We start from the raw sequence: 19,493 nt of genomic DNA, 5'->3' as shown, positions 1-19,493 counted from the left end.
CTTAGAGGGTGAGCTGCTGGCAACATATGCGTCCTACAGGCGTCTCAGCACCACCAGGTCGGCGTCGTGCTCGGCACTCCACGCGAACGGCAGGCCGTGGTGGAGCAGATGGGCTCCGCCGTACGACGTTCCCGTCGCCGTGTCCCGGTAGCGCGCCGCCGGGTCCAGGCCCCGCAGCCGGAGCCGCGCGGGGCGGCCGGGCAGCAGCGGTGCCCCGTCGAGGCGGCCGGTGGAGAGCGCGGCGACGACGGTACGGTCACCGGCGTCGTACTGCACGCCGCAGGTGGGGTCGTCCGGTGTGCCGAGCAGCCGGGCCTCCCCGTGGTGGACGACGTCCCGCACCTCCTTGTACCGGGCGATCCACCGGGCGGCCTCGGCCCGCTGTTCCGGGGTCCAGGCGCGCAGGTCGGCGCCGATCCCGAGGACGCCGCACATGGCGTTGACGAAGCGGAAGGCGAGGCTGCGCGGGCGCGGGTCGAAGATGCCGGGGGCGTCGGTGACCCAGGAGCTCATGACGTGCGGCGCGTGGGCGTGCAGGAAGCCGTGCTGGATGCGCAGCCGGTCCAGCGGCGCGGTGTTGTCGCTGGGCCAGACGACGTCGGTGCGGGCGAGGGTGGCGTGCTCGATCCGTCCGCCGCCGCCGGCGCAGCCCTCGACGGTGACGTCGGGGTGGGCGGCGCGCAGGTGGTCGAGGACCCGCAGGTATCCGGCGACGTGCTCGGCGTCCAGGTCGACCAGGTCGGCGGGGCCGGCGCCGGGGCGGCCGCGTTCGGTGGGCGGGCGGTTCATGTCCCACTTCAGATAGCCGATGCCGTGGGCGCCGAGCAGCCGGTCGAGGGTGCCGATGACGAAGTCCTGGACGTCGGTCCGGCCCAGGTCGAGGAGCAGCTGGTTGCGGACCAGACGGGCCGGGCGGCCGTCGATGCGGTAGACCCACTCGGGGTGTTCGGCGTACAGCCGGCTGCCGGGGCTGACCGCCTCCGGCTCCACCCACAGGCCGAAGTCCAGGCCGAGGGCGCGGACGTCCGCCACGAACCGGTCGAAGCCCTGCGGAAACGCCTCCGGGTCCGGGTACCAGTCGCCCAGTCCCCCGGTGTCGTCGGCGCGGCCGGTGAACCAGCCGTCGTCCACGACGAACAGCTCGGCCCCGATGTCCGCGGCGACCTTGGCCAGCTCCAGCTGCCCGGCCGCCTCGACGTCGAAGCCGGTGGCCTCCCAGGAGTTGTAGAGCACCTTGCGGGGGCGGTGCAGCCGGTCGCCGGAGAGGTGGCGCTCGTAGCGGTGCCAGACCCGGGACAGGCCGTCGAGTCCGTCCGGGCTGAAGGCACAGGCGAGCCGGGGAGTCGCGAGGGTCTCCCCGGGGGCCAGGTGTACGGCGCCCTCGTGCGGAACCCGGCCGGCCCGGACCCGGACGGTCCCGCCCGGCTCGGCCTCCGCCGTGATGTGCCAGTTGCCCGGCCATTCGAGGGCGACACCGTACGCGGACTGCACGTCCTCCGCGTCTTGAACGGCGAGCCAGGGCGCGTAGGCGTGGCCGGGCACGCTCTGCAGGCTGCCGATGGTGAATGTGCCCCGGGGGAGGTCGACTTGAGTGCGCTGGAACTCCTGCGACCACTGCCCGGCGAGGTACGTCAGCCGGGCCGCACCGGTGACCGGGATGTTCACGGCCGCCGAGTCGAGGCGTTCCAGGCGGAGTTCGGCCGTGGCGGTGAACTCGGTCCAGCGGAGGATCACGTCGGTGCCGGGGACGGTCTCGTAGCAGAGGACCGTCCGCAGGCCGATCACCTCGTCCGTGAAGGCGAGCCGCAGGCCCCCGTCCGACTCCTGTGCGCCGTCGAACTCCCACCACACGCCGCGGTCCTCGCCCGGACCTCGTACCACCAGTTCGGATCCGGTGAACGGCCGTAGTCCGTACGGCAGATACTCGGCCGGGGCCGCGTCGGCGGGCGTGATGAAGTGGGTGCGGTGGGACCAGTCCAGGGCGGACGGCCCGTCCTCGACGCCGAGCGGGCCCCAGGCGTCGAGCTCGGCCCAGGGTCCGTCCGGCGACAGCCGGACGGTGTAGCTGGTGTTGGCTGTCCGCAAGGTCCAGCGCCGGTACGTCACTTGACTGCTCCCAGGTTGAGGCCGGCCACGAAGTGCCGCTGGAAGCGCAGGAACACGGCGACCGTGGGTGCGGCGGCGATGACCGACCCGGCGGCGATCACGTTCCACTCCGACACGTACTGGCCCTGGAGTCCGATGAGGGCGGCGGTGATCGGCATCTTGGTGTCGCTGCGCAGGACGGTGATCGCCCAGAGCAGGTCGTTGAAGATCCAGGTGAAGGAGAGCGCGCTGAGGGCGGCCAGGGCGGGGCGGGTCAGCGGGAGGATGATCCGCCAGAAGATCTGCCAGGGTCCGGCGCCGTCGACGACCGCCGCCTGCTGGATCTCCACCGGGATCGACCGCATGAAGCCGTGCAGGACGAAGACGTAGAAGCCGACGCCGAAGCCGATCTGCACACCGATCAGCGCGGGCAGGGTGTCGTAGACGCCCATCACTTCGCTGAGCTTGGACACCGGGATGAGCAGGATCTGCGGCGGGAGCAGGTTGCCGCCGAGCATGAGCAGCAACAGGGAGCGGCGGAAGGGGAGTTCGTAGCGGCTGAGGGCGAACGCGGCCATCGCGGCGAGGGCCAGCGTCACCAGGACGCAGGGGACGGTGACGAGGAGGCTGTTGATCAGGGCGCGCTGCTGGCCGCCGCCGGTCCAGGCCTGGCCGAAGTTGGACAGGGTGAAGGAGTGCGGCCAGCTGCCCAGGCCGTGGGCGGCGATGTCGTCGAAGGAGCGCAGGCTGGTCACCAGGACCAGGGCGATGGGCAGCAGCCAGAGCACGGCCAACGCGCCCGCGCCCAGGTGGAATCCGGCGGTGGCGGCCCGCCTGCGACGCAGTGCGGTGGAGTTGGCCGCGGTGTCGGCGGACATCAGTCGGCCTCCCGGAAGGCGCGCACGAGGTAGGAGGCGATGACCCCGAAGGCGAGGACGAAGATGACGACGGCCAGGGCGGAGCCGTAGCCGAGTCGCAGGGACTGGAAGGCGGTCGAGTACATGTAGGTGCTCAGCAGCTCGGACGAGTGGTAGGGGCCGCCGCGGGTGAGCGACCAGACGACGTCGAAGGAGCGCAGCGAGTCGATGACGATGACCGACAGGACGACCGCGTTGACACTGCGCAGCTGGGGCAGGGTGACGTGCCGGAGCCGCTGCCAGGCGCTCGCGCCGTCGACCTTGGCGGCCTCGTAGAGCGCCGGGTCGATGCCTTTGAGGCCGGCCAGGTACAGGACCATGACGTAGCCGATCTGCCGCCACAGGGCGGGCACGATCACCGCGTACAGGGCGGTGTCCTGGTCGGCGAGCCAGGCGTGCTGGAGGCTGCCGAGGCCCACCCCGTCCAGCACCCGGTTGAGGACGCCGTCGGGCTGGTAGACCGCCTGCCAGACCAGGGCGGTGGCGACCAGCGAGAAGACGACCGGCAGGAACAGCGCGGCCCGGTAGAAGCCGACCCCGCGCCGTTCCTGCTGGAGCAGCAGCGCGGCGGCGAGCCCCAGGACGGCGGACAGGCCGCCGAAGAGGACCAGCCACAGCACGGTGTGGCCGAGCGCGCTGCGGAAGACGTCGTCGTGGGCCATCTCCCGGAAGTTGTCCAGGCCGATGAACTGCGGCGGGGAGACGCCGTCCCACTTGGTCAGGGCGAGGTAGAAGCCCTGCAGGGCCGGCCAGAACACCCACACGGCCTCGGCGAGCAGCGGGACCAGGACGAAGGCGAGGACCAGCGGCGGAGTGCGCCGGGGGCCCCGGGGCCGCCTGCCGCTGACGGGCAGGCGGGCCGGGGACTTCCGGTCGGGGGCGGTGAGCACAGCCACGTCAGGCGTTCCAGATCTTCTGGGCATCGCGCTGCCAGTCGGTCAGGATGCTGCCGATCTGCTTCGGCCTGGCCAGGAACTTGGTCAGCGCGGTGTCCGCGGTGGGCTGGAGGGCGTCGCTGGAGTCCCGGTTGAAGAACTGGGTGATCTCGGCGGCCTCGGCGACGTGCGCACGGCCCTTCTTCACCAGCGCCGTGCCGGCGTCCTTGGCGTCCGGGTTGCAGGGCAGGACGGTGCCGGAGGAGCCCTTGATGTAGATCTCCTGGGCCTCGGCGGTGGCGAGGTACTTCATCAGGTCGATGACCTGGTCGCGGCGGCCGGTGCGGGCGCTGGCGAAGTAGCCGTCGACCGGCGCCTCTTCGGCGAGCGGCACCTTGGAGTCGATGACGGGGAAGCGGAAGAAGTCGATGTCGTCCAGGGCGCTCTTGGGTGCCGAGTCGGCGAAGAAGGTGCCGATGAGCATCATGCCGGTCTTGCCGCCCAGCAGGGCGGTCGTGGCGTCCTGGAAGGCGAGGGCGGTGCCGTTCGGGTCGAAGTACGGCAGCACCTCCTGCCAGCGGTCGAAGACCTTGCGCACCTCGGGGTCGTCGAACCGGTGCTTCCCGGCGAGGAGTTCACGGTGGTACTGGGCGCCGTTGATCCGGATGTCCAGGTAGTCGAACCAGGCCGCCGCCACCCAGGGGGTGTTGCCGCCCGCGCCGAGCCCGATCGGGGCGACGCCCTTGCTCTTGAGCTTGTCGCACAGGTCGAGGAAGCCGTCCCAGCTCGTGGGCTCGCTCACGCCCCACTTGGCGAAGTTGGACTTCCGGTAGAACATGCCCCACCAGTAGTAGGTGTTGGGCACGAAGACCTTCTTGCCGGAGCTGGCGGTGCAGAGCGAGTTCAGCGCCTTGGTGTACCGCTTGAGGTCGGGCGAGGAGCTCCACACCTCGTCGAGGTCGAGCAGCAGGTTCTTCTTGGCGTAGGCGTCCGCGACCGAGCCGGGGTACCAGGTGTACACGTCCGGCGGGTTGGCCGAGGTGAGGTAGGTCGGCAGCTGGGTGCGGAAGGTCTCGGCGGCGATCGTGTTGAGACTGGCCTTGCCGGACCCCTTCTTGCCGTACGCCGCGACCAGGTCCTCCATCGCGGTCTTGGCCTGCGGGGCGGACAGGTTGGACTGGAGGGTCACCGCGCCCTTCGAGGAGCCCTTGCCGGAGGAGGTGTCGGTGACACAGCCGCTGAGCAGTGCCGCGGTCCCGGCGGCACCGAGTCCGGCGAGGAACCGCCGTCTGCTGGTCTGGGGGTTGGCCATGTTGGATTCCTCGTTCACTTGAATTGGGTCCGGTACACGTGGCCGTCGACTCCGCGGAACACCGCGTCCACGGCTCCGTCCGGGCCGGCGACCGCGCCGAGCGATCCGTCGAACGCGGCGCTCGGGAACTCCTGCCGCTTGCTCCAGCCCTGCCAGGCGCCGTCGGCGTACCGCTGCTGCCAGAGCGTGTAGTCGGCGGCCCGCACGTACAGCAGCACCGCGTCTCCGGCGGCGACCAGCGTCGGGCTGCCGCTGACGGTCCCGCCGAGGGCGGTCCAGTCGGACCACGTCCCCGAGGTGTCCCGGGTCAGGGTCCACACGTCGTCCGCGGCGGTGCGTACGGCGACATGGACGCGCCCCTGCGCGTCGACGACGGCGGACGGGCGGCCGGAGACCTGACGTCCGGCGGGCGCGCCGAGGGAGGACCAGCCGGACGCCGGACCGCGCTGCACGACCGTGCCGTCGGCGCCGCGTGCGAACAGCGTCCAGTGGGCGGGATCGGTGAAGGCGACGGACGGCGCGTCGGTCAGCTCGCCGCCCAGGGCCTGCCATCGGCCCCAGCGGCCGTCGGCGTAGACCCGCCGGTAGGCCCGCGAGTCGGCGCCGCGTACGAAGACGTCGATCCGGCCGCCGGCGGAGGCGTACGCGGCGGGCTGGCCCAGGATCTTCCCCTGCGCGGGACCGCCGAGGTCCTGCGTCTTCCCGTCGGTCTTCTCCACGAGCGAGCCGTGCGGCCCCCGGAAGAAGGTGGAACCGTCGCCGACGACGGCCGGGCTCGCCGTGGCCGTCACGCCCAGGTCCGTCCCCGGCAGGGCGTCGGCACCGGTGAGCTTGAGGAACGCGGTGCCGTGCGCGGGGACCTCGACGGTGTACGACCCGGTGTGGGTGCCCCGGTCGGCACGCGCCCGCAGGTCACGGACGCGCACCGGGCCGCCGAGGCCGGTGTCGGCGAACTGCACGGTGCGCAGGGCCGGCTGGTCGGAGCGGTTGAGCAGGACGACCGCGCGCTGTCCGTCCCCCCGAAGCACCTTGCTGTACACGTCACCGACGGAATCGGTCGCGATCCGTACGCCCTGGACGGCGAGGGGGTCCTGGTCGACGGCGATGATCTCCGGGTTGCGGAGGGTCCCGAGCATCGAGTCGGACAGGGTGCGCGGGTCGGACCCCAGCATCAGCGGTGAGCCCATCTCGGCCCACATCACGAACTGGGTGGTGGACTCCTCCTGCGTGAGCTCGTACGTCCCGTCGGTCATCTTCCGCATGGGGATGAGGTAGTCGGGGTCGTTGTAGTGGCCGGGGCCCTGCGCCTCGGGGTGCCAGGCGTTGGCGTCCATGTTGCGCAGGATGTTGGGCCACTCGCCGGGGCTCGGGGTGCCCCAGGCGATGTCGGTGCCGGTGCGCCAGGAGTCGGCGATCGCCGGGGCGTAGACGTAGGTGTTGTGGGCGTCCTGCTCGGGGGTGTGCGGCAGGCCCCAGTCGTCGGTGAGCGGGTTGCAGAGGTTCAGCAGCATCTTCCGGCCGGACTTGGCGACCGCGTCGCTGAACTCCTTGTAGGCGGGCCCCGGATCGAGCTTCGCGCCGATCCCGCAGAGGAAGTCGACCTTGATCGCGTCGATCTTCCAGCTCGCGAACTGCCGTGCGTCCTGGTCGTAGTACCCACGGCTGCCCAGACCGCAGCTCTTGCCGCCGTCGTAGGTACCGCCATCGGTGTAGATGCCGGCCCTGAGTCCGCGCTTGTGCAGGTAGGAGACGAGGGCCGGGATACCGGAGGGGAAGCGGTCCGGGTTGGCCGTCAACCGGCCCTGGGCGTCCCGGGGGTTGTCGGCCTGCCAGCCGCCGTCCAGCCACACGATGTCGTAGCCGGCGTCCCGCAGACCGCTGCTGACCAGCTTGTCGGCGACGGCGCGCACCTCCTTCTCGGTGGGCGCGCCGAGCCCGTAGTAGGTGTTCCAGCCCATGTAGGGCGTCGGTGCGAGGCCGCTGTCGTAGCCGGCGGGTGCGCCTTGGTCGACGGCCGTCTGCGCGACGGCGTCGGGGGTCACGGTGGCGGCCAGGACCACCGCGACGGCGGCCGCGAGGGCGGGCCGGGTGAAGCGGTGGTGCCGGGGTCCCGGTGCGGGCGGGTGCGAGGTCACGTACGTCTCCCAAGGGTCGGGAAGCAGGAGAACGGGACGCGGGCCGCTCTGCCGGAGCAGGCCAACGACGTCACGGCGAAGACTGTGGCCCGCGGCCGAAACCGTGTCAAGAATAATTACTAATTTAATAGAAGCAGAGCGGAGGCGTGCACAGAGTCTTGACAGGTCCACCTCGCGACGGCAGTGTTCGGCAACGTTGTCAGAAGCGATGGCAACGTTGTCATCACCCTGGTGCCCGGCTCGAACTCCCCTGATCGGAGCCCTCGTCCATGTCGGATCAGTCAACTCCGCCGTCCCGCCGTGCCGTCCTCTCCGCCGGCACCACCCTGCTGGCCGGATTCGGGCTCGGCATGGGCCCGTTCGCCACCACCGCCACGGCCGGATCCGGACAGCCGCCACGAAGCTCCTCCGGCGGCGAACTCGCCGCCTACCGGCCGGTCTCGGTGTCCTCCACGGACTACGCGGCCACGCCCGCGGAGTTCGCCGTGGACGGTCTCGGCACGGTCGGCGTCCGGGGCTCCGGATGGCGGGCCGCCGCCGGCGACCCGCAGTGGATCTGCGTCGACCTCCAGGCCCGGTGCCGGGTCGAGTCGCTGCGGCTCGTCTTCGAGGCGACCGTGGACGACCCGCCGTTCACCGACTCGCCGAACGGCAGCCCGCGCAACGACACGACGGGACAGGAGATCCTGTCGAGCTGCGCGGTCGGCTTCGTCATCGAGACCTCGCGCGAGGGCGGGACCTGGACCGCGGTGCACCGCACCGACTCCGGCACGGGCGGGGTCATGGAGATCACCCTGTCCGAGCCGGTGGACGCCCGCTGGGTGCGCATGACGGTGCACAAGCGCTCCAACACCAACCCGCTGGGCCTCAACGGCTTTCAGGTGTACGGCACGTGCGACGCCCCGCGCCCCGGCGCCACCGGCTGGACGGACTGGGGCACACATCCCCGCTCCCCCGAACCCCTGCACGTCGCGGCGGACGGCACCGTCCCGCTGGAGTCCGGCTGGGACCTGACCCTGGACGACTGGGCCGACGGCGACGGACCCGCGCTGTCCAGGCCCTCGGTGGACACGAGCCGTTGGCTGCCGGCCACGGTGCCCGGCACCGTACTGACCTCGCTGGTGGACCAGGGGAAGCTGCCCGACCCGGTGTCCGGCCTGCACAACCTCCGGGTCCCGGAGGCGCTTTCGCGGCACTCCTGGTGGTACCGGCGCGAGTTCCGCCTCCCCAAGGGCCTGCGCACCGGCGCCGGACGCCGGGTCTGGCTGGAGTTCGACGGGATCAACCACCGGGCCGAGGTCTGGCTCAACGGCAGCCGGGCCGGTGACCTGACCTTCCCCTTCGCCCGTGCCGCCTTCGACGTGACGAAACTGCTCGCCGACGGCCCGGCGCAGGCCCTCGCCGTCAAGATCACCCCGATGCCCTTCCCGGGCAGCCCCGCCGACAAGGGCCCGGCCGGGCTGGCCTTCGTGGACGCGGGCGCGAACATGATGAACCGCAACTCGCCGACGTACCTGGCCGCTTCGGGCTGGGACTGGATGCCGGCGGTCCGGGACCGGGCGGCCGGCATCTGGAACCACGTCCGGCTGCGCTCGACCGGCCCGGTGGTCCTCGGCGACCCCCGGGTGGACACCAGGCTGCCCGACCTGCCCGACACGGGTACGGCCGAACTGACCGTCGTGGCCCCGGTGCGCAACGCCGGCACCGGATCCGCCCGCGTCACCGTCACCGCCGCCTTCGGGGACGTATGGGTGTCGCAGACGGTCACCGTGCCCGCGGGCGAGACCACCGACGTCGTCCTCACCCCTGCCGGCCATCCCCGACTACGCCTCCAGAACCCCGGGTTGTGGTGGCCCAACGGCTACGGCGAGCCGACCCTGCACCGCCTGACCCTCACCGCCTCCGTCGGGGGCGAGGAGAGCGACCGGCGCACGACCCGCTTCGGGATACGCCAGTTCGGCTACGAGTACGAGGTCCCGCTCACCTTCCCGCCGGGCGGCAACGCGGTCCCGCAGACCGTGGACCTCACCCGGCGGACGGCACGGTACGTACGCGTCCTGTGCGGTACGCGCGCCACGGGCTGGGGCGCGTCGATGTGGAGCCTGGCGGTGCTGGACAGCTCGGCGCCGGACACCGATCTGGCCCTGCACCGGGCTGCCACCGCGTCCTCCGTCGACGATCCCGGGCACGGGCCGGGCAACGCCACCGACGGCGACCCGGGCACCCGCTGGTCGTCCGCCTTCGAGGACGGCCAGTGGATCCAGGTCGACCTGGGGAGCGCGGTGCCGTTCGACCGGGTCGTCATCACCTGGGAGACGGCGTACGCACGCACGTACACCGTCCAGGTCTCCGACGACGGCTCCGACTGGACCGACGTGCGGTCCGTCGACAACTCCACCGTGCCGCTGAAGATCAGCGTCAACGGCGTCCGGGTGTTCTGCCGCGGCGGCAACTGGGGCTGGGACGAACTGCTGCGGCGGATGCCGGCCGGGCGCATGGACACGGCCGTGCGGATGCACCGCGACATGAACTTCACGATGATCCGCAACTGGGTGGGCAGCAGCAACCGTGAGGAGTTCTACGCCAGTTGCGACGAGCACGGGCTGCTCGTGTGGAACGACTTCCCCAACGCCTGGGCCATGGACCCGCCGGACCACCAGGCCTTCCTCGACCTCGCCCGGGACACCGTCCGGCGCTACCGGATCCACCCCTGCGTGGTCGTGTGGTGCGGCGCCAACGAGGGCAACCCGCCCGGCCCGGTGGACGACGGCATGCGCGCCGCGGTCCGCGAGGAGGCGCCCGGAGTCCTCTACCAGAACAACTCCGCGACCGGGATCGTCTCGGGCGGCGGCCCGTACGGCTGGATCGAGCCCGAGCGCTACTCGTCCCCCTCGACCTACGGCGGCGGGAGCTTCGGCTTCCACACGGAGATCGGCATGCCGGTCGTCCCGACCGCCGAGACGATGCGCCGCCTCGTCGGCGACGAGCCCGAGTGGCCCGTCGGCGGTGCCTGGTACCTCCACGACTGGAGCACCAAGGGGAACCAGGCTCCGCAGAACTACCGGGCCGCCATCGAGTCCCGCCTCGGCGCGGCGACGGACCTGGACGACTTCTGCCGCAAGGCGCAGTTCGTCAACTACGAGAACATCCGCGCCATGTTCGAGGCCTGGAACGCCCGGCTCTGGGACGACGCGAGCGGGCTGATGCTGTGGATGTCGCACCCGGCCTGGTACAGCACGGTCTGGCAGACCTACGACTACGACTTCGACGTCAACGGCGCCTACTACGGTGCCCGGAAGGCAGCCGAGCCGGTCCATGTGCAGGCCGATCCCGTCGACGGCCGGGTGATCGCCGTGAACCACACCCCGCGGCCGGTCGGCGGCGCGACCGTGACCGCCCGCCGGTACGACCTCACCGGCCGCCAGGTCGCCCCCGAACGGCGCGCGACCGTCGACATCGCGCCGTCCGCCGCCACCACCGCGTTCACCGCACCCGTCGAGGACGGCCTGCCGGACCTCCACCTGCTGCGGCTGCGCCTCACGGACGCGCGGGGCACGCTGCTCTCGGAGAACACGTACTGGCGCTATCGCTCCCCCGAGGCCATGCGGGCCCTCAGCCGGATGGAGCGGACCCGGATCTCCGTCGGCCCCACCCGCACCGAACGCCGCACGACGACCACCCGGGTGACCAACCGGGGCCCGGCCGTCGCGGCCATGCTCCGGGTCTCGCTCCTCGACGCCCGCTCCGGCAACCGCGTTCTGCCGACGCTCTACAGCGACAACTACCTGTGGCTGCTCCCCGGAGAGTCACGGACCATCACCGCGACCTGGCCGGCCGGCCTGCCGGTCACCCGCCCGAGCCTGCGGGTCGAGGGCTACAACGTCCCCCGCACCACCACACCATGAGCAAGGGGGTGTGCCGGAAACCTCCCGCCGGCGCGCAGGCCGCCGCGGGCAGGATCCGGTGCCGGAACGCCGGGAGGGAACCGCGGCTCCGGGCAGGCTCGTGTCCTGGTACAGACGGAGGGGCAACCGGGCGAGGTTCGCGGGGGAATCATGCAGATCATCGAGGTGACCGGATATTCCGTCCGATCTGCTGTGATCACCATGAGGCGGACGGGGGCGCCACTCGAGTTCGTGATCTTCCCGATGCTGCATGTGGCCTCACCGACGTTCTACTCCCAGGTCCGCCTCCGGCTCAGGGAATGCGACCTCATCGTCCTCGAGGGAATCCGGGGGAAGTCGGCCGGAGTGAGCGCCCTCACGCTTGCCTACCGGTTCGCCCCCCGCCGACGGCGCAACGGCCTGCAGGAACAGCGCGACGAGCTCCTGCTTCCCAAGGACGTGCCGGTCATCAACCCGGACGTGACCGCGGCCGAGGCGATCGAGGACCTCAAGACACTGCCGCGGTGGATGTACGTGCTGCTCATGGTCGCGGCCCCGGTGATGGGCCTGGTGTTCGCGCTGCGCGGTCCGAGCGTCTTCTTCGATGAAGACCTGGCGGTCGAGGATCTGCCGTCGACACTGCGGGCGGAGATGATGGCCGACAATCCCGTGGAGCAGGCGATGACCGGTCGGCGCGACCAGCGGTTGCTCGACGCGCTCGGCGAGATCCACGCGGAGCGCGGCGAGGAGCCGATCCGGGTGGCCGTCGTCTACGGAGCCGGTCACGTCCCGGCGATCGTGTCGGGACTGTGGGATCGGTACGGGTACCGGCCCTGGGAAGCCGAATGGCTCACCGTCCTCATCCAGGCGTAGCCCGGACAGGCGTAGCCCGGAAGCAGTCGCTCGGTCGCGGAACTTTCGGTGCGAGGTTGCCCGGCCCCGGGCGTCGCCGAGATCTCAAGGCGGCGGGACGTGTCCGGGTTCTCGGACACCGCCACATCCTCACTGTTACGATTCAGTGACGCTCATCGTCGAGTCGAGCGCGCTGTATCGGCTTGTCCAAGATGTTCCCAGGAGGCTCCCATGGCGCGCAGGACCGGCCGCGTGACGGCGACCGACGTCGCCAAGGAGGCAGGGGTCTCACAGACCACGGTCAGCTATGTGCTGAATGACGTGCCGCACCAGAAGATCTCCGAGCAGACCCGGCGCAAAGTGCTGGATGCGGTGGCGAAGCTGGGCTACAAGCCGTCGGCCGCCGCACGCGCGCTCCGCCTGGGCCGCAGCGATCTGGTGCTGATGTTCCTTCCGGACGTTCCCGTCGGCGGCACGCTGACAACCCTGGTCGAGCTGCTCGGCGACGAGCTGGAGCGCCACGGCCTGAACCTCGTCACCCGGCGCGAACGGCACGCCCCGCTCGAATCGCTGTGGCGGGAACTCATGCCGGCGGCCGTGATGACGACCTTCGACGTCTCCGCCGAGGACGTGGCCAGCATGAGGGCGGCCGGAATCCACGTGGTCAGCGCCGGGATGGGCCCGACGGTCGACCCGGGTGTCCTGACCATTCCCCAGCGCCTCATCGGCACCATGCAGGTCGAGCGGCTGGCGGCGACGGGACACACGCTCATCGGCTATGCCGCCCCCGGGGATCCCAGGCTCCAGGGGTTCCTGACCCTGCGGCTCGACGGCGCCCGTGCCGCCTGCGCCGAACGCGGCCTCGAACCCCCCGTGGTGCTTGAGGTGCCCCTCGACATCTCGGCCGCAGCCGCGGCAGCGGAGCGCTGGCACTCGGCCGTCCCCGCCGTCACGGGAGTGTGCGCCTACAACGACGAGACGGCTTTCGCCCTCCTCGCGGGCATGCGCAGGGTGGGCCTCTCCGCCCCCGGCGACCTGGCCGTGATCGGTGTCGACAACGACAAGCTGGCGCCCTTCGCGATGCCTCCGCTGACGACGATCGACAACAACCTCGACGTCGTCGTGGGCCGCGCGGCCCGGATGATCGTCAGTGGCGTGACCGGCCGATCGCTGCCGACGCCGCCCCAGGCGACTCCGCTGAGCCTGGTCGTCCGCGAGTCGGCCTGACGCCCGCCGGCCCCGGTCGCGGGGCCTTCTTCGGGCGCGCCATGACGCCGCTCTCCCCCGAATTCCGGCTTTCCGGAAAAGAGTGACGCACGGGTCTTGTGGCCCGCCAAGGGCTGGGCTTACGTTACGCATACGTTTCACTTGTACGTATCAGTGGCTGGTTCTCACCCACCGAAAACGGTGGCGAACACACCCCCTTCGGCCAGGACGGCTGACTGCCAAGAGCGGTCGAAGCCGCGTCAGGACCTGGTTTCCCACTACCTCCGAGGCCCTTGCGGGCGGCTCGATGCCCGACGCCGCCCGGTCATCAACTCACCAGCGGAGTACCCATGCGAAGAATCGCGCTGACGGCCGTGTCCGCGGCCCTGATGTTGTCCGCGGCCGCGTGCGGCTCGGGCTCAGGTTCCGGTTCGGGCAAGGCGGCCACCGGCGGCACCCTCACCCTGGCCCCCCTGGTCGCGGCGCAGCCGTGGGACCTGGCCGACGCCGGGCTCGGCAACAACGCGCAGTACTACCAGCCCGTATACGACTCGCTGTTCCGGCTGTCCCCGACGGCCGAGGTCAAGCCCAATCTGGCCACCAAGTGGTCGTACGACGCGGCCCGCACGGTACTCACGCTGACCCTGCGCAGCGGCGTCAAGTTCACCGACGGCACCGCCCTGGACGCCGCGGCGGTCAAGGCCAATCTGCTGCACACCAAGGGGGGCAGCAGCGAGGCGGCCGGCCAGCTCGCCAGCATCAGCGGCGTCGACGTCGTCAACGCCACCACGGTCGCGATCAAGCTCTCCGCCCCCGACCCCTCGCTGGTGCCGAACCTCGGCAACGTGGCCGGCATGATGGCCAGCCCCAAGGCCATCACCGCGGGGACGATCAAGACCACCCCGGTGGGTTCCGGCCCGTACACCCTGGACAAGTCCGCCACCACGGCGGGCAGCACGTACACCTTCGTGCGCAACCCGGGCTACTGGAACAAGGCCGCCTTCCCCTTCGACAAGATCGTCCTCAAGCCGCTGACCGACCCGACCGCCGTGCTCAACGCGCTGCGCTCGGGACAGGTCAACGGCGCGCTGCTGGCCAGTGCGAAGAACATCGCGCCGGCCAAGAGCAGCGGGCTCGACGTCACCAAGTACACCTCCGGTGACGTCGAGGGTGTCTACATCTGGGACCGCGAAGGAAAGATCGTCAAGGCGCTCGGCGACGTCCGGGTCCGCCAGGCCCTGAACTACGCCTTCGACCGTTCCACGATCGTCAGGACGGCGAAGCAGGGGCTGGGCAAGGCGACGACCCAGATCTTCAACCCGGCGGGCTCCGCCTTCGACGACTCGCTGAACTCCAAGTACTCCTACGACCCGGCGAAGGCCAAGCAACTGCTGGCCGAGGCGGGCTATCCGCACGGCTTCTCGGTCACCGTCCCGGATGTCTCGGCGGTCTTCCCGGACCAGCAGGCCGCCATGGTCCAGCAGTTGGAGGACATCGGGATCAAGGTCAAGGTCGACAAGATCCCGGTCGCCCAGTTCATCAGCGCCCTCCTCGCGGGCAAGTACCCCCTGTCCTACATGACCCTGGCCTCCTTCCGCCCCTGGGACACCATCCAGATCGAGGTGGGCAAGAGCGCGCTGTGGAACCCGCTGCACACCGAGGACGCCAAGGTCACCGGCCTGATCACCAAGGCCCGGTCGGCCACCGGCGCCGCCCAGGACGCGCTGTTCAAGGAGCTCAACACCTACCTCGTCGACCAGGCGTGGAACGCGCCCTGGGACTCCGTGGAGGCCACCTACGCGACGACCAAGGGCGTCACCTTCACCCCGCAGACGTTCGCCGCCGTTCCCCCGATCTACAACTTCAAGCCCGCCGGCTGACCCGGGCGAGGGCCGGGCGGGGGTGGTGACCCCGCCCCCACCCGGCCGCCGATCAACACCGGTCAGGGAAAGGCAAGGTGGAGAGACTGATGATTGTTTTCTTGGTCCGGCGCATCGCCGCCGGGCTGGTCCTGGTCCTGGTGATCGCGACCACGACCTTCGCGCTGATGGGCCTCACCGGTTCCGATCCGGTGCGCCAGATCGTGGGGCAGACCGCGACCCGGCAGCAGGTGGCCGCCAAGTCCGCCGAACTCGGACTCGACCAGCCCTTCGTGGTCCGCTACGGGCACTGGTTCGCGGACGCGGTGCACGGCAACCTCGGCAGCTCGTGGTTCAGCGGTGAGTCCGTGACGGGCTCACTCGCCAACAAACTGCCGGTCACGCTGTCGATCGTGCTGGCGGCGCTGCTGCTGTCGGCGGTGCTGAGCACGGTGCTGGGAGTGGCCGCCGCGGTCCGCCGTGGCGCACTGGACCAGTTGGTGCAGTTGCTCGCGGTCCTCGGGTTCGCCGTGCCCAGCTTCCTGGTCGCCCTGGTGTTCGCCGTGGTGATAGGCGTCGACCTGGGCTGGCTGCCGGCGACCGGTTACGTTCCGTTGGCGGACTCGGCGGGCGGCTGGCTGAAGTCGATCACCCTCCCGGCGTTGTCGCTCTCCGTCGGAGCGATCGCCGCCACCGCCCAGCAGGTGCGTGGCTCCATGGTCGACGTCCTGCGCGCGGACTACATACGGACCCTCCGCAGCCGTGGCATCAGCGAGCGGAGCCTGCTGTTCCGCCATGCGCTGCGCAATGCGGCCCCGGCCGCGCTGACCGTGCTGGCCCTGCAGTTCATCGGGCTGGTCGGCGGCGCGGTGGTCGTCGAGAAGGTCTTCGGCCTCAACGGGATCGGCAGCCAGGCGACAACCGCCGGATCCCAGGGCGACACCCCGGTCGTCATGGGCGTCGTGGTGGTGATGGTCGCCCTCGTCGTGGTGGTGAACATCCTGATGGACCTCGCGTACGGATGGCTCAACCCGAAGGTGCGTGTCGGATGACGCTTCCTCAGCCCGAAGCGACGGCACACACGGCCGCCGTACCCGGCCGGGCGGGACTCCTGCGCCGACTCCTGCGCAGCCCGGTGGCCGTGACCTGTCTGGTCCTCCTCGCGCTCATCTCGCTGGCCGGCCTGTTCGCCCCGCTGCTGACCGGCCAGGACCCGGCCCACACCTCGCTGACCGACAGCCTGGCCCCGATGAGCGGCAAGCACCCCCTGGGCGGTGACGGCGTCGGCCGTGACGTCCTGGCCCGACTGCTCTACGGCACTCGTACGAGCCTCCTGGGAGCCCTGCTCGCGGTGGCCGTCGCCCTGGTGATCGGGGTTCCCGCAGGTCTGGTGGCCGGGTACTACCGCAAGTGGTTCGACGCCGTGAGCAGTTGGCTGGCGAACCTGCTGATGGCCGTACCGGCGATCATCGTGCTGCTGGTCGTGATGTCGGCGGTGGGGCAGAACACGTACATCGCCATGGCGGTCTTCGGCGTGCTGATGTCGCCGGGTGTGTTCCGGCTGATCCGCGCCTCGGTGATCTCCGTACGCGAAGAGCTGTACGTCGACGCGGCGCGGGTCTCCGGTCTGGCCGACCCCCGGATCATCCGCCGGCACATCCTGCCCGTCGTGCAGGCGCCGACCATCATCCAGGCCGCCCAGATGCTCGGCCTCGGCATCGTCATCCAGTCCGGGCTCGAGTTCCTCGGCCTGGGCTCGGCGACCCAGGCGAGCTGGGGCTCCATGCTCAACGACGCCTTCGCCAACATCTACACCAAGCCGGTCCTGATGGTCTGGCCCGGAGTGGCGCTCGCGGTGACCGTCGCCGCGTTCGGACTGCTGGGCAACGCCCTGCGGGACGCGCTGGACGGGAGTGCGGTGAAGGCGCGGAGGCCACGCGGCGCCGCCGCCCGCAAGCAGGTCGCGGAGAAGAAGGCGCCGTCCGTCACCGCCGAAACGTCAGAGGCGGACGACGCCCTGCTTGTCCTCGAAGACCTGAAGGTCTCCTATCCGACGGCCGAGGGAGAGAAGACCGTCGTCGACGGTGTCTCCCTGACGGTGCGCCGGGGCGAAGTCCTCGGACTCGTGGGGGAATCGGGCTCGGGCAAGAGCCAGACCGCCTTCGCCGTCCTCGGCCTCCTGCCCCGGGAGGCCCAGGTCTCCAGCGGCCGACTGGTGTTCGACGGCGCGGAGTTGGGAGGGCTCGGCCGCGCCGGGATGAACCGGTACCGCGGCCGTCGGATCGCCTACGTGCCGCAGGAGCCGATGTCCAACCTCGACCCCTCCTTCCGTATCGGCTCCCAGCTGGTCGAACCGGTGCGCCGGCACCTCGGGCTGTCGGCGGCCGAGGCGAGGGCGAAGACCCTCGGCCTGCTGGAACGGGTCGGCATCGCGGACCCGGAACGGGTCTTCGACTCCTATCCGCACCAGATCTCCGGCGGTATGGCGCAGCGCGTCCTCATCGCCGGCGCGGTGTCCTGCGAACCGGACCTGCTGATCGCCGACGAGCCGACCACGGCGCTCGACGTGACCGTGCAGGCCGAGGTGCTCGACCTGATCCGGTCCCTGCAGCGCGAGCGGAACATGGGCGTGATCCTGGTGACCCACGACTTCGGTGTGGTGGCCGACATCTGCGACCGCGTGACGGTGATGCAGACCGGCGCCGTGGTGGAGTCCGCCCCCGTACGGCAGTTGTTCGCCGATCCGCGGCACCCGTACACCCGCATGCTCCTGTCGTCCACGTTGGAGGACGCCGAGCCGCGGTCCGCGCTCGGCCGCACCGTGCCGGCGAGTGTGGCCGCGAGCACGAACACCGCACGTCAGGAGGGGCCGGCATGACCGGGACACTGGACAAGGAGCTCTCGGCTGAACCTCTGCTGGTCGCCGACGACGTGGTCGTGGAGTACCCGTCGAAAGGCTGGCGGAAGCCGCCGCTCCGGGTGCTGAAGGGGGTGTCGATCGCCATCGGCGCGGGCGAGACCCTCGGGCTGGTCGGCGAGTCGGGCTCGGGCAAGACCACCCTGGGCCGGGCCGTCCTCGGACTGGCTCCGGTCACCGCCGGCACCGTCCGCTACCGCGGCAAGGTCATCTCGGGCCTGGGCCGAAAGGAGCGCCGGGCGCTCAGCGACGACATCCAGGTGGTGTTCCAGGACCCGTACACCTCGCTCAATCCGGCGATGACGGTGACCGACATCCTCAGCGAGCCGCTGAGAGTCGCGGGAACCTCCCGGACGGAGGCCGAGAAGCGGGTGAAGGACCTGCTCGACCAGGTCCGGCTGCCCGCCGACGCCGGGGAGCGGCTGCCGCGGGAGTTCTCCGGCGGCCAGCGCCAACGCATCGCCATCGCACGGGCGTTGTCCCGGGACCCGCGGGTCATCGTCTGCGACGAGCCGGTCAGCGCACTGGACCTGTCGACGCAGGCCCGCGTCCTGGACCTGTTCGTCGAGATCCAGGAGCGCACCGGCGTCGCCTACCTCTTCGTCACGCACGACCTGTCGGTGGTCCGGCACATCAGCCACCGGGTGGCGGTCATGTGCGGCGGGGAGATCGTCGAGACCGGGGACGCGGCGACCGTCACCACCGCTCCCGAACACCCCTACACACAGCGGCTGTTGCTCGCCGCGCCCGTGCCGGACCCCGGGCGGCAGGCGGAGCGCCGGGCCGAGCGGCGACGTCTGGCGGCGGCCATGGCGGCCGACGCCTCCTCGAACACTTCCGTTATCGCCTCCACGTCGGGAGACCGAGCATGACCCTGCCCAACCCCACCGTCCCCGGCTTCCACCCGGATCCCAGCATCACCCGCGTCGGCGACGACTACTACCTCGCCTGTTCGAGCTTCGAGTACCTCCCCGGCCTGCCGCTGTTCCACAGCCGCGACCTGGTGCACTGGGAGCAGATCGGCAACGTGGTGACCCGCCCGGGGCAGCTCGCGGTGGAGAAGGTCCCCACGCTCGGCGGTGCCTGGGCGCCGACCATCCGATTCCACGACGGCCGCTTCTGGCTGGTCGTCACCGACGCGATGGGGCGCGGCAGTCTGATCTTCACCGCCGACCGGGCCGAGGGGCCCTGGTCCGACGGCGTCGTCATGCAGGGGGTGCCCGGTATCGACCCGGACCTCGCCTGGGACTCCGACGGCACCTGCTTCGTCACGTACTCGGGTCTCCAGCTCGACGGAGACCGGGCCGGCGAGCATCTGGGCATCCAGCAGGTCCGTATGGACCTGGAGACCGGCCAGGCCCTGGAAGAACCCCGGTCGCTGTGGTCCGGTACCGGACTGATGTTCCCCGAGGCGCCGCACCTGTACGAGATCGACGGCACCTGGTACCTCC

At 70.9% G+C, this 19,493-nt stretch carries 13 protein-coding genes; 8 read left to right on the top strand and 5 right to left on the bottom strand.

Translation table 11 applies throughout. From position 1 onward, the window contains the following. Positions 1 to 33 precede the first annotated feature (33 nt). Genes KVT45_RS44465 through KVT45_RS44445 form a run of 5 tightly spaced genes read right to left on the bottom strand, consistent with a single transcriptional unit; the run spans position 34 to position 7,324 of the window. On the bottom strand, positions 34 to 2,106 hold the full coding sequence (locus KVT45_RS44465; RefSeq protein WP_217555339.1) for an alpha-galactosidase: 2,073 nt from the start codon (positions 2,104 to 2,106) through the stop codon (positions 34 to 36). Continuing rightward, on the bottom strand, positions 2,103 to 2,963 hold the full coding sequence (locus tag KVT45_RS44460; protein WP_217555337.1) for a carbohydrate ABC transporter permease: 861 nt from the start codon (positions 2,961 to 2,963) through the stop codon (positions 2,103 to 2,105). Before KVT45_RS44460 ends, KVT45_RS44465 begins: the two co-directional genes overlap by 4 nt. After that, entirely contained in the window at positions 2,963 to 3,898 is a 936-nt protein-coding gene (locus KVT45_RS44455; RefSeq protein WP_217555335.1) for a carbohydrate ABC transporter permease, read from the bottom strand. Before KVT45_RS44455 ends, KVT45_RS44460 begins: the two co-directional genes overlap by 1 nt. A gap of 1 nt (position 3,899) precedes the next feature. After that, positions 3,900 to 5,189: an ABC transporter substrate-binding protein gene (locus KVT45_RS44450; protein WP_217555333.1), complete on the bottom strand. Its 1,290-nt coding sequence runs from the start codon at positions 5,187 to 5,189 to the stop codon at positions 3,900 to 3,902. A gap of 14 nt (positions 5,190 to 5,203) precedes the next feature. Beyond that, positions 5,204 to 7,324: a glycoside hydrolase family 27 protein gene (locus KVT45_RS44445; RefSeq protein ID WP_217555331.1), complete on the bottom strand. Its 2,121-nt coding sequence runs from the start codon at positions 7,322 to 7,324 to the stop codon at positions 5,204 to 5,206. Positions 7,325 to 7,593: 269 nt separating this feature from the next. Between KVT45_RS44445 and KVT45_RS44440 the strand changes: the two genes are divergently transcribed. The 8 genes from KVT45_RS44440 to KVT45_RS44405 all read left to right on the top strand — a co-directional run. Next, positions 7,594 to 11,229: a discoidin domain-containing protein gene (locus KVT45_RS44440; RefSeq protein WP_217555329.1), complete on the top strand. Its 3,636-nt coding sequence runs from the start codon at positions 7,594 to 7,596 to the stop codon at positions 11,227 to 11,229. A 231-nt stretch (positions 11,230 to 11,460) separates the two neighbouring features. After that, a complete protein-coding gene (locus KVT45_RS44435; RefSeq protein WP_217555327.1) occupies positions 11,461 to 12,081 on the top strand; it encodes a hypothetical protein in 621 nt (206 codons plus the stop codon). A 210-nt stretch (positions 12,082 to 12,291) separates the two neighbouring features. Beyond that, a complete protein-coding gene (locus KVT45_RS44430) occupies positions 12,292 to 13,287 on the top strand; it encodes a LacI family DNA-binding transcriptional regulator (protein WP_217555325.1) in 996 nt (331 codons plus the stop codon). 329 nt (positions 13,288 to 13,616) lie between these two features. Beyond that, positions 13,617 to 15,146, top strand: a complete 1,530-nt coding sequence (locus KVT45_RS44425; RefSeq protein WP_217555324.1) for an ABC transporter substrate-binding protein — start codon at positions 13,617 to 13,619, stop codon at positions 15,144 to 15,146. An 89-nt stretch (positions 15,147 to 15,235) separates the two neighbouring features. After that, complete coding sequence (locus KVT45_RS44420; protein ID WP_217555323.1) at positions 15,236 to 16,177, top strand: ABC transporter permease; 942 nt, start codon at positions 15,236 to 15,238, stop codon at positions 16,175 to 16,177. Then, positions 16,174 to 18,003 carry a dipeptide/oligopeptide/nickel ABC transporter permease/ATP-binding protein gene (locus tag KVT45_RS44415; protein ID WP_217555321.1) on the top strand — a complete coding sequence of 610 codons (1,830 nt, stop codon included), beginning with the start codon at positions 16,174 to 16,176 and terminating at the stop codon, positions 18,001 to 18,003. The genes KVT45_RS44420 and KVT45_RS44415 overlap by 4 nt, the downstream gene beginning before the upstream one ends. Beyond that, positions 18,000 to 18,914, top strand: a complete 915-nt coding sequence (locus KVT45_RS44410; protein ID WP_217555319.1) for an ATP-binding cassette domain-containing protein — start codon at positions 18,000 to 18,002, stop codon at positions 18,912 to 18,914. Before KVT45_RS44415 ends, KVT45_RS44410 begins: the two co-directional genes overlap by 4 nt. After that, positions 18,911 to 19,493: family 43 glycosylhydrolase (locus tag KVT45_RS44405; RefSeq protein ID WP_217555317.1), on the top strand; the 583-nt coding region annotated here is incomplete at its 3' end. The genes KVT45_RS44410 and KVT45_RS44405, both read left to right, overlap by 4 nt.

The organism is Streptomyces sp. GbtcB6 (genome assembly GCF_019091475.1).
GTDB lineage: Bacteria > Actinomycetota > Actinomycetes > Streptomycetales > Streptomycetaceae > Streptomyces > Streptomyces hyaluromycini.
This window is presented reverse-complemented; position numbering and strand designations above follow the sequence as displayed.